Raw genomic sequence first — 15436 nt, 5'->3', positions numbered from 1 at the left:
GACCCGTCATGAAGATCTACTGGATCAAGGCTCAGGCGCCGCGCCGCGTGCTGGCGCTGGTGAAGCATCTCGGCGTCCCGGCCGAGTTCATCGACATCACCGGCCAAATGAAGACGCCCGATTATGCCGCGCTCAATCCCAACATGAAGGCGCCGGTGCTGGTCGACGGCGACACCGTGCTATGGGAGTCGACCGCGATCATGGCGCACCTCTGCATCCGCGAGAGCTGCGACATGTGGCCGGCGCGCGATCCGCAGGAGCAGATCGAGGTGCTGCGCTGGCTGGCGTGGACCGACTGCCACTGGGCGCCCGCGGTCGGGCCGTTCTATTTCGAGCACATCGTGAAGAAGACGTTTGGGATCGGTTCGCCGGACCGTGCCGCGCTGGTCGCGAAGGTGCCGAACCTGAAGACGTTCGCCGCCGTGCTCGACGCGCATCTCAGCTCGCATAGCCACATTGCTTGCGACCGGCTCACCATCGCCGATTTCGCGGCCGCTTCGATGGCGACCGACTGGCGCGAGGCCGAGATGCCGATGGAGGCGTTTCCGAACATCGTGCGCTGGCTCGACGGGCTGATGCGGCTGCCGGCGTGGGCCGAGCCGTGGCCGGAGAAGCGCTCGGTCGCGGCCTGAGGCTCACGGCTGCGCGATGCCGTGGCCGAGCTGCTTGGAGATCTCGGCCGCGCAGGCGCGCAGGCGGTTGGCGAGCGGCGATTGCCAGCCGGCATCGAAGGTGCCGGCTGGTCCCATCGCGGTGATGACCAGCGCGACGTGACCGGCGTGATCGAACACCGGCGCGGCGAAGGCATTGACGCCGGGCAGGGGATCGCCGACGGCGCGCGCCAGGCCCTGCGCGCGCACCTCGGCCAGCATCTCCGCCACTTTCGGGCTCCTCAGTGCGCGCTTCGGATTGTAGCCGACACCGAGACGGTCGAGGCCGGCGTCGAGCGCGGCCTTCACCGTCTTCGGCGGCAGGAACGCCGCGAAGGCGCGGCCGGTCGCGGTTTCCAAGAGCGCCATGATCGAGCCGACGCGCATCACGATGTGCACCGGATGGCTCGGCTCCTCCAGCCGCACCACGGTGGGGCCATTGGTGCCCCACACCGCGAGCGAGACCGCGTGATCGATGGCGCCGGCGAGCGCCGCGATCTTCGGAGTGGCGATCCGTACCGCCGACAGCCGCCGCAGGCTGATCAGTCCGAGCTCGAGCGCGAGCGGGCCGATCTCGTAGCGTCCGGTGGTTTCGTCCTGCTCGATCAAACCGATGCGCGAGAAGCTGACGAGATAGGGATGCGCCTTGGCCGGCGGCAGCCCGGCCTCGCGCGCGAGGTCGCGCAGCATCATCGGCTCGCCGCTGCGCGCCAGCGCCTGCAGCAAGGTGCCGCCGACCTCGATCGATTGGATGCCGCGGCTCTCTCGTCCCATGTCTTGTTGTGCCCCTGGTTCGGCGCCGTGCCTACACCGCCAGGAAGCCGCCGTCGACCGGCAGGGTCACGCCGTTGACGTAGGACGCCATGTCCGAGACCAGGAACGCCACGGGGCCGGCGAGCTCCTCCGGCTGGCCGACGCGGCCGAGCGGCGTGCGGCTCATGAAGCCGGCGAGCCGCTCCGGATCGTTGCGGGTCGTCTCCGTCATCGCGGTGGCGATCACGCCGGGCGCGATGGCGTTGACGCGGATGCCGTCGGCGGCGAGCTCGCGCGCCAGCGCCTGGGTCAGCGACTTCACGCCGCCCTTGGAGGGCGAGTAGCCGAGCGTGTTGCTGATGCCGATGAAGGAGGCGACGGAAGCGATGTTGACGATGGTGCCGCGCGTCGCGCGCAACGCGGCGAGAAACGCGTAGGTGACGTTGAACACGCCGTTGAGATTGACGTCGATCACCCGCTGCCAGTTCTGCGCGGCCCGCGGCGAGTCGATATTCTCTCGGATGATGATGCCGGCATTGTTGATGAGAATGGAAATCGGTCCGACCTCGGCGCGTAGCTGCGCGGCCAATGCCGCGCAGCCTGCGGCGTCGGTGACATCGAGCTTGTAGGCCCACGCCTTGCGGCCATGGCCGCGGATCTCGGCGGCGCAGCGCTCCGCACCCTCCATGTCGATGTCGGTGATCACGACATCGGCGCCGCGGCCCGCGAGTCCCAGCGCAATCGCACGGCCATTGCCATTGGCGGCGCCGGTGACCAGCGCCAGCTTTCCGGCCAACATCTGATGGTCGCTCATGCGGCGCTCCTTTGGCCCGCGCGTTCCGCGAGGTGCCGACCGGCAATGTAGCCGAAGGTCAGCGCCGGTCCCAGCGTGATGCCGGCACCCGGATAGTTGCCGCCCATGATGCTCGCCATGTCGTTGCCGGCGGCATAGAGCCCCTCGATCGGCTGGCCCTGGGCGTCGAGCGCGCGGGCATGCTCGTCGGTGCGGATGCCGGCATAGGTGCCGAGATCGCCGATCACCATCTTGATCGCGTAGAACGGCCCGTCCTTGATCGGCGCCACGCACGGGTTCGGCCCATGCAGCGCGTCGCCCTGATAGCGATTGTAGGCGCGCGAGCCCTTGCCGAACGTGGGATCCTGGCCCAGCGCGGCATCGGCGTTGAACGCGGCCACGGTTGCTTCGAGCCCCCGCGGATCGATGCCCGTCGTGCTCGCGAGTTCGGCCAGCGTCGCGCCGCGCTTGAGATAGCCGGTGCTCAGATGATGCCCGAGCGGCATCGGGAACGGCGGCACGCAGCCGAGGCCATAGCGGCGCAAGGAGCGGTGGTCGGTGATCAGCCAGGCCGCGATCTCGCGTCCCGGCTTGGCCGCCTTGACCATCGCCTGCACGAAGTCGTGGTAGGAGTTGCCTTCATTGGCGAAGCGCACGCCATCCGCGGTCACCGCGATCACGCCCGGCTTGGCGCGGTCGATGAAGTGCGGCATCACGCCCTTGCTGCCGTCCTTGCGCGTGGTGACGGAGACCGGCACCCAGGCCGCCGCATGCGGCAGGCCATCCTCGACCCGGCCGCCGACGGCTTCCGCGAGCCGCAGGCCGTCGCCGGTGTTGCCGACAGGGCCGGGCGACACATGCTCCTGTCCGGTCGGCGCATGCGGAAACATCGCCTTGCGCCTGTCGACGTCATGCGGGAAGCCGCCGCAGGCCAGCACCACGCCGAGCCGCGCATTGACGCGGATACGTTGGCCCTGGCGCATCACCACGGCGCCGCGCACGGCCTCGCCGTCGCGGATCAGCTCGGCCACCGGCGACGACAGCCACAGCGGAATCCCGAGATCGAATGCCGACTTCGCCAGCCGCCCCGCCAGCGCATTGCCGTTGGTCAAGGTCATGCCGCGGCCGTGGCGCAGCACGTCCAGCGCATGCTTCGACAGCCGCTTGGCGACGTAGAACGCTGACGCCAGCGACTTGGTCGCGCGCATGAAATGGATGATCTCCTTGCCGGAGCCGAGCATCATGCCGAACACGGTGAGCTCGGGCAGCGGCTGGCCGAGATCCTTGATGTGGTCGCCGAGTTCGCGACCGTCGAACGGCCGCGTGACCATCGAGCGGCCGCCTTGCGTGCCGCCCGGTGCCTCGGCGTGATAGTCCGGAAAGGTCAGCGGCATGTCGAACTTCAGCGCGGTCTTGCTGGTGAAGAAGTCGACCGCCTCCGGGCCCTTGCTCAGGAACGCGTCGACCCGCGCCGCATCGTAGCTGTTGCCGGCCTCGTGGCGCAGATAGCTGCGCGCCAGCTCGGGCGGTTCGTCGATGCCCCAGGCCTTGGCCAGCGACGTGCCGGGAATCCACAGCCAGCCGCCGGAGCGCGCCGTGGTGCCGCCGAAGCGCGGCTCCTTCTCGGTGACGACGACCTTCAGCCCGGCCTGGGCGGCGGTGACCGCGGCCGACAGCCCGGCGCAGCCCGAGCCGACCACCAGCACGTCGCAATCATGGGTTTCGCCGGCCTGGTGATCTGCTCCGCTCATGCGCGCGCTCCTACTTCTTCAGCAGCGGGCACTTGGATTCGGAGACCGGCCGGAACGCATCCTCGCCCTTTACGGTCTTGACGATCTCCAGGTAGTCCCACGGCTCCTTCGACTCCGACGGCTTCTTGACGCGGGCGAGATACATGTCGCGGATGACGCGACCGTCCTCGCGAAGCTTGCCGCCGTGAACGAACGTATCCTCGATCGGCAGCTCGCGCATCTTCGCCATGACAGCCTTCGGATCGTCTGTACCGGCCGCCTTGATCGCCTTGAGATAGTGCAGCACCGAGCCATAGACGCCGGTCTGGATCATCGTCGGCATCACCTTGGCGCGGGCGTAGAACTTCTTCGACCAGGCGCGGGTGGCATCGTCCATGTTCCAGTACGACGCCGTCGTCATGTAGGTGCCTTGCGCCGCCTCGAGCCCGATCGCATGCACGTCGGTGTCGAACATCAGGAGACCGACCAGCTTCTGGCCGCCCTTGACCAGGCCGAACTCGCCGGACTGCTTGATGGCGTTGTCGGTGTCCTGGCCGGCATTGGCGAAGGCGACGACGTCGGCCTTCGAGCTCTGCGCCTGCAGCGCGAACGAGGAGAAATCGGCAGTGTTGGTCGGATGCTTGACGCCGCCGAGGATGGTGCCGCCGAGCTCCTTGATGAAGCGCGTCGCGTCCTTCTCCAGTTGCTGGCCGAAGGCATAGTCCGCGGTGATGAAGTACCAGGACTTGCCGCCCTGGCCGATCACGGCGGAGGTCGTCACCTTCGACAGCGCATAGGTGTCGTAGGTGAAATGCACGGTGTTCGGGCTGCACAGCTCGTCGGTGAGCGAGCTCGCGCCCGGACCGGACAGCAGCGCGATCTTGTTGCGCTCGCGCACCATGTTGTGCACGGCAATCGCGATGCCGGAGTTGGGGATGTCCACGACGGCGTCGACCTTGCCGTTGTCGAACCAGTCGCGCACGACCGTGGTGCCGACGTCGGTCTTCATCTGGTGATCGGCGCTGATGATCTCGATCGGCTTGCCCAGCACGGTGGGCCCGAATTCCTCGACCGCCATCTTCGCCGCCTCGACCGAGCCCGGCCCGCTGTTGTCGCGCCCCCAGCTCGAGAGATCGGTGAGCACGCCGATCCGCACCACGTCGTCGGACACCTGGGCCGAGGCGTGGGTCGAAATGAATGTCGTCGTTGCCAGAAACGCGCAGGCGAGCCACTGCCGTCGCATGAAGATCCTCCCCGTTTGCCCCGCTCTGTCGGCGGTGGCAGCGAGTTAGACATTGACGAATTGGTTTGTCAATTACGAATGGGTGCGATGCAGCGCACAACGACTGTGGAGGTCGTCGCGGATATCGGATGGCGGCTGGGTAGCGCGATGCGCGCTACACGCGCGGCATGATCTGCAATTCGAGCAGCGCCAGTCGTTGCATCGCGGCAGGATCCCGCTCTCCGGTCTTGGCGGCACGCAGCACCGATTCGGCAAGCAGGGTGACATGGGTCGAGCTCACCGGCTCGGGCAGCGCGGCGATGGCGCTGTCGAGGGCCTGCGTCATCAGCACGATGACATCAGGCGAAAACGCAGCGTCTGAAAAATCCTTCATGCAGAACTGTCCGCAGCAGGGGCTTCGGTCGAAAATCGGTTGACGCAACGCGTGTTGATGTTGTCGGCAACGCGCCAGCCGCGGCTCCGGTTCCGGCTCTTCCGAGCTTCGGATCAGCAGAATCGCTGATCTGCCATGCGCAAACTGCCCGTCGAGCCAATCTGCCGCAGGCCGATCAGCTTGTGTCGTCGGGCAAATCAGGACGATGCTTCCGCCCATCCCGCCTCACCCAAGGGGCGTTACGCGCGATCGTCACGATACGCGAGGCGGGGAGCGGTGGCCTGTCGGATCGCAGCGTGCTCTATGCGCGTGGACGAACGAGTCCGGCAGGACGATGAAATCGCAGCGTCCTGGCGCCCCGATGCTGGCGTCAAGCCGGCGATGGATGCCTCAGGCATCGCGCTGACGACGGTGGCTAACAAGCCCGGACACCGGGGAGACTGCGTATAAATCGTAAGCCCATCGCGCAGGGAGGGCCGGGTCGTCCGGCTGACCTGTGGTACCTGCCGCCTGCATTTTTTTCGCAGGCACGGGCCTCAGTCGAGGTCCGGCCTTCCCTGCGCCCTCTGATTGGAGAGGGTGATCGATGTGATAGCTCGGACGCTGATCGCGTCGCGAGAAGGTTTGACCATGTCTTCAGCAAAGGCATTGAAGCGATGGTGGACGAGGAGCTGCCACGCACTCGTCATGCCCGGGCTTGTCCCGGGCATCCACGTCGTTCGGCGTGCGCGGTGCAACGTGGATGGCCGGGACAAGCCCGGCCATGACGTGCAAGACGTGAGGTCTGTCGCCTCACCGGCCTCCGGCTGCTCATTCACCAGAGCGCGAGCTACCCCTTGATGAACGCCAGCAGGTCCGCATTGATCACGTCGGCATGCGTCGTCGCCATGCCGTGCGGGAAACCGGGATAGGTCTTCAAGGTCCCATGCTTCAGCAGCTTGATGCCGATGCGCGCGGAGTCGTCGATCGGGACGATCTGGTCGTCCTCGCCATGCATCAGCAGCACTGGCACGTCGATCGCCTTGAGATCCTCGGTGAAGTCGGTTTCCGAGAACGCCTTGATGCAATCATAGTGCGCCTTGGTGCCGCCCATCATGCCCTGCCGCCACCAGTTGCGGATCACGCCTTCGGAGACCTGGGCGCCGGCGCGGTTGAAGCCGTAGAACGGGCCGCTCGGAATATCGAGGAAGAACTGTGCGCGATTGGCGGCGAGCGCGGCGCGGAAGCCGTCGAACACCTCGATCGGCAGTCCGCCGGGGTTCTTGTCGGACTTGACCATGACCGGCGGCACCGCGCCGAGCAGGGCGGCCTTGGCGACGCGGCCTTTGCCGTGCTTCGCCACGTAGCGCGCGACCTCGCCGCCGCCGGTGGAGTGACCGACGTGAACCGCGTCCCTGAGGTCGAGCTTGGCGGCGAGCGCCGCAACGTCGGCCGCGTAGGTGTCCATCTCGTTGCCGGTCTCGGTCTGGCTCGAGCGGCCATGGCCACGGCGGTCATGCGCGATGACGCGAAAGCCCTTGTCGAGGAAGAACAGCATCTGCGCGTCCCAATCGTCGGACGACAATGGCCAGCCATGATGAAAGACGATGGGCCGGCCCGAGCCCCAATCCTTGTAGAAGATCTGCGTGCCGTCCGATGTCGTCACGAATCCTGAGCTCATGGGATGTCTGCCTTTCTCACTGGATGGAATCTGCCGCGTTCAAGGCGCGGCGTGATGGCGCTCCTCGTCGCGTCGATACGCAACCAAGGATGTCCGCTGCTACCTTAGCGACGGAGGGTGACGATCTCAGCAACACAGACTCGTGTGCGACATCGTTGCATCTCAACGGGACGCGCGATGGCTGCCCAATCCTGAGCGTAGCGGCATGCGTCGGCGGCGCATGACCTGCATGATTTGCGGGCTGCTTGCGGTTCCGCGGCCGGACACCCGGTTTTTCCTCCTGGAACCGGGCAGGGCCGTCATTGCGCCCCGGCGCGTCATCGCATAAAGCGTGTTCCCAAATCGTTCAATTCAGCTCAAGCTCCTGGGCTAACCCACTGAAAGCTCAACGCTAATGGGAAAATCACTGATTCCGCCGGAGCCGGCGGAGATTCACGAGGTCGCGCTGCGCGAGGCGCTGGAGGAGCGCTATCTCGCCTACGCGCTCTCGACCATCATGCACCGGGCGCTGCCCGACGCGCGCGACGGCCTCAAGCCGGTGCACCGGCGCATCCTTTACGGCATGCGGCTGCTGCGGCTCGATCCCGGCACCGCGTTCAAGAAGTCCGCCAAGATCGTCGGCGACGTGATGGGCTCGTTCCATCCGCATGGCGACCAGGCGATCTACGACGCGATGGTCCGCCTCGCGCAGGACTTTTCCTCGCGCTATCCGCTGGTCGACGGCCAGGGCAATTTCGGCAACATCGACGGCGATAATCCGGCGGCCTATCGCTACACCGAAGCGCGCATGACCGACGTCGCGCGGCTGCTGCTCGAAGGCATCGACGAGGACGGCGTCGAGTTCCGGCCGAACTATGACGGCCAGTCGAAGGAGCCGGTGGTGCTGCCCGGCGGCTTCCCGAACCTGCTCGCCAACGGCGCCCAAGGCATCGCCGTGGGCATGGCGACCTCGATCCCGCCGCACAATGCCGCCGAGCTGTGCGACGCCGCGCTGCATCTGATCGAGAAACCCGACGCCAAGTCGCGCGCGCTGCTGCGCTGGGTCAAGGGCCCGGACTTCCCGACCGGCGGTACCGTGATCGATTCAAAGGAATCGATCATCGAGGCCTACACCACCGGCCGCGGCTCGTTCCGCGTCCGCGCCAAGTGGAAGCAGGAGGAGGGCAACCGCGGCACCTGGATCGTCGTCATCACCGAGATTCCCTATCTCGTGCAGAAGTCGCGCCTGGTCGAGAAGATCGCCGAGCTGCTCAACGAGAAGAAGCTGCCGCTGGTCGGCGACGTCCGCGACGAATCCGCCGAGGACGTGCGGCTCGTGATCGAGCCGAAGTCGAAGAACGTCGATCCGGCGCTGATGATGGAATCGCTGTTCCGGCTCACCGATCTCGAGAGCAAGATTCCGCTGAACCTCAACGTGCTGATCAAGGGCAAGATCCCGAAGGTGGTGGGTCTCGCCGAGTGCCTGCGCGAATGGCTCGATCATCTGCGCGACGTGCTGCTGCGCCGCTCGAACTACCGCAAGAAGCAGATAGAGAACCGGCTGGAGATCCTCGGCGGCTATCTGATCGCCTATCTCAACATCGACGAGGTGATCCGGATCATCCGCACCGAGGACGAGCCGAAGCCGGTCCTGATGAAGACCTTCAAGCTCACCGAGGTGCAGGCCGAGGCCATCCTCAACATGCGCCTGCGTAGCTTGCGCAAGCTCGAGGAAATGGAGATCCGCACCGAGGACAAGAACCTACGCGGCGAGCTCAAGGGCATCAATGCGCTGCTCGGTTCTGAGCAACTGCAATGGGCCAAGGTCGGCGAGCAGGTCAAGACGGTCCGCGACCTGTTCGGGCCGAAGACGCCGCTCGGCAAGCGCCGCACCAATTTTGCCGACGCGCCGGAGCATGACCTCGCCGCGATCGAGGAGGCCTTCATCGAGCGCGAGCCGGTCACGGTCGTCGTCTCGGACAAGGGCTGGGTGCGCACGCTGAAGGGCCACGTCGCCGATCTGTCGAACCTGCAGTTCAAGACCGACGACCAGCTCGGCCAGGCGTTCTTTGCCGAGAATACGTCCAAGGTGCTGCTGTTTGCGAGCAACGGCAAGTTCTACTCGCTCGACGTCGGCAAGCTGCCCGGCGGCCGCGGCCATGGCGAGCCGATCCGCATGTTCATCGATCTCGACCAGGATGCCTCGATCGTGTCGATGTTCGTCACCAAGGGCGAGCGCAGGTTCCTGGTGGCGGCGTCCGACGGCCAGGGCTTCATCGTCAAGGAAGAGGATTGCGTCAGCAACACCCGCAAGGGCAAGCAGGTGCTGAACGTGACCGCACCGGCGGAAGCGCGCGCGATCACCACCGTCCAGGGCGATCAGGTCGCGGTCATCGGCACCAACCACAAGATGGTGGTGTTCGGGCTCGACCAGGTGCCGGAGATGGCGCGTGGCCGCGGCGTCCGGCTGCAGAAATACACCAGCGCGCAGCTGTCCGACGTCACGACGTTCGAGCAGAAGCAGGGGCTCGCCTGGAAGGATTCCGCCGGCCGCGACCAGGGCCTGAGCTGGAAGGAATTGGCCGACTACCGTGGCAACCGCGCCGATGCCGGCCGCATCGCGCAGGGCCTGCCGAAGTCGAACAAGTTCAACCGGCCGATCGAGTAGCGACGTAATAGTATCCGTCCGGCGGCCGTCTATATCAGACAGCGGGCGATCGCGAGGTGCGCGATCGCCCGGAGACATGTTGGATGGCGCACTCGCATTCTCATCATCCCGACCATGATCATTCCCATGATCATGGCTCCCCGCACGCCCATGGCCACGCCGGCCACAGCCACGCGCCCGCCAGCTTCGGCACGGCGTTCGCGATCGGCGTGTCGCTCAACACGGCCTTCGTCATCGCCGAGCTCATCTTCGGCTATGCCGCGCATTCGCTGGCGCTGATCTCGGACGCCGTCCACAATCTCTCCGACGTGATGTCGCTGCTCCTGGCCTGGGGCGCGCTGTGGCTGTCGGGCCGGCGGCCGACCGACCGCCACACCTATGGCTATCGCCGCGCCTCGATCCTGGCCGCGCTGATCAATGCCGGCCTGCTGCTGCTCGTGGTCGGCGGCATCGCCGTCGAGGCCTTCGACCGCCTGCGCAATCCGGACGAGGTCGCCGGCACGACCGTGCTGTGGGTGGCTGCGCTCGGCATCGTCATCAACGGCGCCACCGCGATGCTGTTCATGCGTGGCCGCGACACCGACCTCAATATTCGCGGCGCCTACCTGCACATGGCCGCCGACGCCGCCGTGTCGTTCGGCGTGGTCATCGCGGCGCTGGTGACGATCTGGACCGGATGGCTGTGGGTCGACCCGGTGGTCAGCCTGATCATCGCGCTCGTGGTGCTCCTGAGCGGCTGGGATCTCGCCCGCGACAGCGTCAATCTGGCGCTCGACGCCGTGCCGCGCGACATCGCCCTGCCGGCGGTACGCGATTATCTCGCCTCCCTCGACGGCGTCAGCGAGGTGCACGACCTCCACGTCTGGGCGATGAGCACCAACGAGACCGCGTTGACGGCGCATCTGGTAAGGGCAGGCGGAACGGATGATGCCTTCCTGCATCGCGTCTGCGCTGAGCTGTCCCATCGCTTCAATATCCAGCATCCCACCCTGCAGATCGAGGCCGATGGCTGCGCCTGCAAGCTCGCTCCCGCCGACGTGGTGTGAGCAGTACGCGAATGTGCCCTCGGCACGCAACGACTGGACAGCCCATGCCCGTGACGATCTTCCACAATCCCGCCTGCGGCACGTCGCGCAACACGCTCGCAATGATCCGCGCCTCGGGTGAGGAGCCCGAGGTGATCGAATATCTGAAGACGCCGCCGAGCCGCGAGCAGCTGATCGCGCTGATCAACGCGATGGGCGTCAAGGTGCGCGACGTGCTGCGCGAAAAGGGAACGCCCTATGCCGAGCTTGGGCTGGGCGATCCCAAATGGACCGACGACCAGCTGATCGAGGCGATGCTCGCGCACCCCATCCTGATCAACCGGCCGATCGTGGTGACCAGCAAGGGCGCGCGGCTCTGCCGCCCGTCCGAACTCGTGCTCGACCTGCTCGATCATCCCGTCTCCTCCTTCACCAAGGAGGACGGCGAGGTGGTGAGCCGGCCTGGCTGAAGCTTTCCGGATCGTGACGCGTTGGTGAGTTGAAACCATGGATACGGCGACCCGTCTCGAAGTGGCGAACTGGCTCGTGGCTCAGAGCCTGACCGGCATGCCGGAAAACGAGATCCTGCGCGGCTTCTGCGAGCGCTGCCGCGCGGCCGGACTCGAATTGTCACGCAGCCTCGCGATCATCGACACGCTGCATCCGATCTTCGAGGGGCGTGGCTTCCGCTGGAACGATTTCGACACGAACGAGGCCGACAGCTTCGAATATGGCTCCAGCAATGAGGGAGAGGCGGCACAGAACTGGCGGCGCTCGGTCTTCCACCACATGCTGGAGAACGGCCATGACGAGTTCAGCATCGACTTCCTGAATTGTGCGCATCTCGATTTTCCGATCATCGAGGAGCTTACCGCACAGGGGCATCGGCACTATCTCGCCTTCGTGCACCGGTTCGGCGAAGCCGGCACGCTCGGCCAGATGGACTGCTTCTATTCGAACTGGCTGACGCGGCGTGACGGCGGCTTCACCGACACGCAGGTCGGCGCATTGCGCGACCTTGTCCCGCTGCTCGCGCTGACGATCAAATCCGCGCAGCAGGTCGACATCGTGCGAACCCTTGGCCGCGTCTATCTCGGCCGCGATGCGTCGGAGCAGGTGCTGCGCGGCCGCATCTCCCGCGGTGTCACCGAGCGCATCAATGCCGTGCTGTGGTTCTCCGACCTGCGCAGCTCGACCGCGATCAGCGAGAGCATCTCGCCGGACGAGATCATCCCGCTGCTCAACGACTATGCGGAGGCGTCGATCGACGCGATCTACGAGTCCGGTGGCGACGTGCTGAAGCTGATCGGCGATGGCGTGCTGGCGATCTTCACCGGCGGCGACATGGCCTCGGCCCGTCACGCCGCGCTGCGCGCCGAGCATCGCTTTCGGCTGAACATCCTGAAGCTGAACGCACGGCGCGCCGGCGAGGGACGGCCTGTCACCTCGGCCTATGTCGGCCTGCATGTCGGTGAGGTGTTCTACGGCAATATCGGCAGCGAGGACCGGCTCGACTTCACCGTCGTGGGACCGGCCGTCAACGAGGTCAGCCGCATCGCCTCGATGTGCCGCTCGGTCGATCGCGAACTGTTGGCATCCTCCGAATTCTGCGAGGGGCTCGACGGCGAAGGTCGGCGCTATCTGGTGTCGACCGGGCGCTACGCGCTGCGCGGCATCGGCCGCGCGCAGGATCTGTTCACGCTGGATCCGGACATTGCCGGCAGCGCCTCGGCCACGCGGGCCTACGAGAACTACCTGGCGGACGAGATGTCGCACCCTTGACCCACGTCAATGCCCAGCAGAAGCGAGTCTGCCCAGCATTCTCCGCCGGGAGATGAAAGCTCATGTACAAACATATTCTGCTGCCGACCGATGGCTCCGATCTGTCCAAGGCCGCGATCAAGCACGGCATCGCGCTCGCCAAGGCGACCGGCGCCAAGGTCACGGCGCTGGTGGTGTCGACGCCGCTGCATTCGCTGGTCGTCGATCCCCACGCTGCGACCAAGGCGCTCGCGCAATACAAGTCGTTGGTGGCCGATCAGACCGCGAAATATCTCGATCATGTGAAGGACGATGCCGAGCAGGCCGGCGTGGCCTGCGCCACGCTGTGCGTCGAGCACGACAAGCCCTATGAGGCGATCGTCGAGACCGCGCGCAAGCAGCATTGCGATCTGGTGCTGATGGCCTCGCACGGGCTGCGCGGCGTGTCGGCGATCCTGGGCAGCGAGACCTTGAAGGTGCTGACGCATTCGACCGTGCCGATCCTGGTCTATCGCTAGGCGGGCTGCGGCTCCGGCTGGCGCGCGATCGCGACGACCGGCGAGGCGAGGATGACGAGCGCCTGCAGGCCGAAGATGGCGGCGACGAGGTAGAGACATATGTCGGCGCCGTAGCGGCCGCCGACGACCGCGCCGAGCAGCGAGCCCAGCGGACGGGCGCCGTAGCTCAGGATGTTGATGGCCGAGACCCGCCCGAGCAGGCCGGCCGGCGTCACCGACTGCCGCAGCGTCGTGGTCGAGATCACCCAGAGGATCGGCCCGGCGCCGAGCAGGAAGAAGCTGAGCGCGGCCAGGAGAGGCGAAGGGACGACCGTGGTGAGCGCCATCACCAGCGCTGCGGTGAAGCCGGTGACGGGGCCGAGCCCGATGACGGTGCCGAACGGCAGAAGCCGCATGATGCGCGTCGCCAGCAGCGCGCCGCACACCATGCCGATGCCGAACATCGACAACACCGTGCCGACGCCTCCCGCCGACAGGCCAAGCCGGTGCACGGCATAGGGCACGAACACCGCGAGCAGCAGGAAATGCGCCGTGTTGAAGATGAATTGGGTCACGAACACCGGCCGCAGCAACGGATGATGCAGCACGAAGGCGGCGCCTTCCCTGATGTCGGCGAGCGGATGGCGGCGCGGCACGGGCGCGCGAGCGGGCTCGGCGATGCCGGCCAGGCAGATGGCTGCGACCAGCGAGAGCGCCGCGGCGCAGCCGAAGGCGGGCGCGCCGCCGATCCAGCCGACCAGCACGCCGCCGAGCGCAGGCCCCGCCGCAAAGGCGATGGTGCGGGCAAGCTCGATGCGCGCATTGGCAGGCGCCAACTGGGCCGGGGCGACGAGGCTCGGCACCACGGCCGGCGCGGCGACGCTGAACACGACCGTGCCGCACACCGCTGCGAATCCGAGCGCCGCCAGCAGCGGCAGCGTGAGCACGCCGGCCGCCAAGGCGATGAGGATCGCGAGCAGCGCCAGCGCGCGAAGCGTCTCGGCCATGGCCATCAGCAGCCGTCTCGGCATCCGGTCGGCGAGCAGCCCCGCAGGGATCGCGAACAGCACGAAGGGCGCGGTCAGCGCCGTCTGCAGCAACCCGGTCTCGCCCTCGCCGACACCGAGCGCGAGCACCGCGACGATCGGTGCTGCGGCGAGCGCGATCTGCTCGGCCGATTGCGCGGTGAGGTTGGACCAGGCGAGGCGGTGGAAGGCGGCGGGCAGGGCGGAGGGAGACATGAACAGGAACCTGTTGTGATGATGCGGCCATCATCACTGCGCCGCCTCCTTGCGCCCACCCGCTTCCTGATCTCCTGCATCGCCCCTCGCGCGGCGGACGGCCTATGCCGCGGTCGGTGCCTCGGCCAATCCCCATTCCGGAGGCAGCGTGCGGAACGCCAGATGCGTGCCCGCATTCAGCGGCGCCGTCTTGAAGCCGAACCGGTGCCAGGCCAGCGCCAGCGCATGCTGGGTGTAGATCGAGATGTGGCCGTTGCGCGGCGCGACGTACCACCAGGACATGCCCTGGCTGTCGAAATCGTCTGGCTGGGTCAATGTGGAGTAGAACACCGCGCCGGGCTCGGCCACGCAGGCCGCCATGGCTCCGATCGTCGCCAGCGGATCGGGCACGTGCTCGAGGGTCTCGAAGCAGGTCACGAGATCGAACTTGCGATCGGGGCGGGTCGCGTGCTCGGCCACCATCGGATCATAGGTGACCGCTTCGGCAAAGCCTTGAGCGCGCAGGCCGGTGCAGAACAGGTCGTTGCCGCCGCCGAAGTCGAGCACCCGCATCCCGGCCTTGTGCGGCGCCCAGAAGCGGGCCACGGCCGCCGCATTGTCGGTTGGCCGCTTGATCCGATAGTCTGGATCCACGGCTTCGTAGCCGTCGTTGTAAATGTGGGTCTTGAACTGCTCGATGCCCCAGTCGTCGAAGGCGTCCGTAAACAGGAAGCCGCAATCCGAGCAGCGCCGGTAGTAGATCGGCACGCCGGCCAGCGGCGGGCGATGTGCATGGGCCGTCTGGCAGGGGCGGTTCATGTCGACCACGCCGTAGAGAGAGGCAGGACCGTCACAGATCTTGCAGGGCACGGGCGCGTTCGTGACCGGTCGGAGACCGAGTTGGGGGGAGAGCATGTTGGATCCCGTCAGTGGGGCAGTGGCACCCGTCGCCGGCGGCACGCCCGCGAGGGCCGCGCGCGAATCGGCAGCAACAGGCTCTCGCGATGATGAAGCGGTATCGGAGGATTTCTAGCCTCTCTGCGAGGCGCAGCCATAGGCGGGAGACGCACTTGCAAATAAGTTG

The 15436-nt window shown here is 66.6% G+C and carries 14 protein-coding genes; 6 read left to right on the top strand and 8 right to left on the bottom strand.

Annotated features, from left to right (window positions below):
- Positions 1–8: 8 nt before the first annotated feature.
- A complete protein-coding gene (locus ACQR1F_RS07670; protein ID WP_316217811.1) occupies positions 9–632 on the top strand; it encodes a glutathione S-transferase family protein in 624 nt (207 codons plus the stop codon).
- A 3-nt stretch (positions 633–635) separates the two neighbouring features.
- On the opposite strand, the gene ACQR1F_RS07665 is transcribed toward ACQR1F_RS07670, so the two are convergent.
- From ACQR1F_RS07665 to ACQR1F_RS07640, 6 genes are all read right to left on the bottom strand, one after another.
- Positions 636–1424 carry an IclR family transcriptional regulator gene (locus ACQR1F_RS07665; RefSeq protein WP_315803987.1) on the bottom strand — a complete coding sequence of 263 codons (789 nt, stop codon included), beginning with the start codon at positions 1422–1424 and terminating at the stop codon, positions 636–638.
- 31 nt (positions 1425–1455) lie between these two features.
- Entirely contained in the window at positions 1456–2217 is a 762-nt protein-coding gene (locus ACQR1F_RS07660) for an SDR family NAD(P)-dependent oxidoreductase (RefSeq protein ID WP_315803986.1), read from the bottom strand.
- Complete coding sequence (locus ACQR1F_RS07655; RefSeq protein ID WP_434912762.1) at positions 2214–3947, bottom strand: FAD-dependent oxidoreductase; 1734 nt, start codon at positions 3945–3947, stop codon at positions 2214–2216. Before ACQR1F_RS07655 ends, ACQR1F_RS07660 begins: the two co-directional genes overlap by 4 nt.
- Before the next feature lie 10 nt (positions 3948–3957).
- Positions 3958–5169, bottom strand: a complete 1212-nt coding sequence (locus tag ACQR1F_RS07650) for an ABC transporter substrate-binding protein (protein ID WP_315803984.1) — start codon at positions 5167–5169, stop codon at positions 3958–3960.
- 154 nt (positions 5170–5323) lie between these two features.
- Complete coding sequence (locus ACQR1F_RS07645) at positions 5324–5542, bottom strand: hypothetical protein (RefSeq protein ID WP_315803983.1); 219 nt, start codon at positions 5540–5542, stop codon at positions 5324–5326.
- 829 nt (positions 5543–6371) lie between these two features.
- Positions 6372–7202, bottom strand: a complete 831-nt coding sequence (locus ACQR1F_RS07640; protein ID WP_315805842.1) for an alpha/beta fold hydrolase — start codon at positions 7200–7202, stop codon at positions 6372–6374.
- A 394-nt stretch (positions 7203–7596) separates the two neighbouring features.
- On the opposite strand from ACQR1F_RS07640, the gene parC reads away from it, so the two are divergent.
- The 5 genes from parC (at position 7597) to ACQR1F_RS07615 (ending at position 13153) form a co-directional block, all read left to right on the top strand.
- Positions 7597–9849 (top strand): DNA topoisomerase IV subunit A, encoded by a 2253-nt coding sequence (parC, locus tag ACQR1F_RS07635; protein WP_315805841.1) that lies wholly within the window; start codon positions 7597–7599, stop codon positions 9847–9849.
- An 83-nt stretch (positions 9850–9932) separates the two neighbouring features.
- Entirely contained in the window at positions 9933–10895 is a 963-nt protein-coding gene (locus ACQR1F_RS07630; protein ID WP_315805840.1) for a cation diffusion facilitator family transporter, read from the top strand.
- Between the two features lie 44 nt (positions 10896–10939).
- Positions 10940–11344 (top strand): arsenate reductase (glutaredoxin), encoded by a 405-nt coding sequence (arsC, locus tag ACQR1F_RS07625; protein WP_315805839.1) that lies wholly within the window; start codon positions 10940–10942, stop codon positions 11342–11344.
- A gap of 37 nt (positions 11345–11381) precedes the next feature.
- The gene (locus ACQR1F_RS07620) at positions 11382–12656 is read left to right on the top strand and encodes an adenylate/guanylate cyclase domain-containing protein (protein WP_316181550.1); all 1275 of its coding nucleotides are present in this window, start codon (positions 11382–11384) and stop codon (positions 12654–12656) included.
- A 62-nt stretch (positions 12657–12718) separates the two neighbouring features.
- Positions 12719–13153 carry a universal stress protein gene (locus ACQR1F_RS07615; RefSeq protein ID WP_315805837.1) on the top strand — a complete coding sequence of 145 codons (435 nt, stop codon included), beginning with the start codon at positions 12719–12721 and terminating at the stop codon, positions 13151–13153.
- On the opposite strand, the gene ACQR1F_RS07610 is transcribed toward ACQR1F_RS07615, so the two are convergent.
- A complete protein-coding gene (locus ACQR1F_RS07610; RefSeq protein WP_316181548.1) occupies positions 13150–14373 on the bottom strand; it encodes an MFS transporter in 1224 nt (407 codons plus the stop codon). The two genes, ACQR1F_RS07615 and ACQR1F_RS07610, sit on opposite strands and share 4 nt — an antisense overlap.
- A gap of 102 nt (positions 14374–14475) precedes the next feature.
- On the bottom strand, positions 14476–15267 hold the full coding sequence (locus ACQR1F_RS07605) for a class I SAM-dependent methyltransferase (protein WP_315805835.1): 792 nt from the start codon (positions 15265–15267) through the stop codon (positions 14476–14478).
- Positions 15268–15436: the final 169 nt, after the last annotated feature.

Source organism: Bradyrhizobium sp. HKCCYLS3013, assembly GCF_051167615.1.
Taxonomy (GTDB): Bacteria; Pseudomonadota; Alphaproteobacteria; order Rhizobiales; family Xanthobacteraceae; genus Bradyrhizobium.
The sequence above is the reverse complement of the archived record's forward strand: the minus strand, read 5'-3'. Positions and strand labels throughout refer to the sequence as shown.

What these genes read in the sequence shown, in the direction of transcription:
- ACQR1F_RS07670 (WP_316217811.1), top strand. Translation starts at nt 9, where the DNA reads ATGAAGATCTACTGGATCAAGGCTCAGGCGCCGCGCCGCGTGCTGGCG.
- ACQR1F_RS07665 (WP_315803987.1), bottom strand. Translation starts at nt 1,424, where the DNA reads ATGGGACGAGAGAGCCGCGGCATCCAATCGATCGAGGTCGGCGGCACC.
- ACQR1F_RS07660 (WP_315803986.1), bottom strand. Translation starts at nt 2,217, where the DNA reads ATGAGCGACCATCAGATGTTGGCCGGAAAGCTGGCGCTGGTCACCGGC.
- ACQR1F_RS07655 (WP_434912762.1), bottom strand. Translation starts at nt 3,947, where the DNA reads ATGAGCGGAGCAGATCACCAGGCCGGCGAAACCCATGATTGCGACGTG.
- ACQR1F_RS07650 (WP_315803984.1), bottom strand. Translation starts at nt 5,169, where the DNA reads ATGCGACGGCAGTGGCTCGCCTGCGCGTTTCTGGCAACGACGACATTC.
- ACQR1F_RS07645 (WP_315803983.1), bottom strand. Translation starts at nt 5,542, where the DNA reads ATGAAGGATTTTTCAGACGCTGCGTTTTCGCCTGATGTCATCGTGCTG.
- ACQR1F_RS07640 (WP_315805842.1), bottom strand. Translation starts at nt 7,202, where the DNA reads ATGAGCTCAGGATTCGTGACGACATCGGACGGCACGCAGATCTTCTAC.
- parC (WP_315805841.1), top strand. Translation starts at nt 7,597, where the DNA reads ATGGGAAAATCACTGATTCCGCCGGAGCCGGCGGAGATTCACGAGGTC.
- ACQR1F_RS07630 (WP_315805840.1), top strand. Translation starts at nt 9,933, where the DNA reads ATGGCGCACTCGCATTCTCATCATCCCGACCATGATCATTCCCATGAT.
- arsC (WP_315805839.1), top strand. Translation starts at nt 10,940, where the DNA reads ATGCCCGTGACGATCTTCCACAATCCCGCCTGCGGCACGTCGCGCAAC.
- ACQR1F_RS07620 (WP_316181550.1), top strand. Translation starts at nt 11,382, where the DNA reads ATGGATACGGCGACCCGTCTCGAAGTGGCGAACTGGCTCGTGGCTCAG.
- ACQR1F_RS07615 (WP_315805837.1), top strand. Translation starts at nt 12,719, where the DNA reads ATGTACAAACATATTCTGCTGCCGACCGATGGCTCCGATCTGTCCAAG.
- ACQR1F_RS07610 (WP_316181548.1), bottom strand. Translation starts at nt 14,373, where the DNA reads ATGTCTCCCTCCGCCCTGCCCGCCGCCTTCCACCGCCTCGCCTGGTCC.
- ACQR1F_RS07605 (WP_315805835.1), bottom strand. Translation starts at nt 15,267, where the DNA reads ATGCTCTCCCCCCAACTCGGTCTCCGACCGGTCACGAACGCGCCCGTG.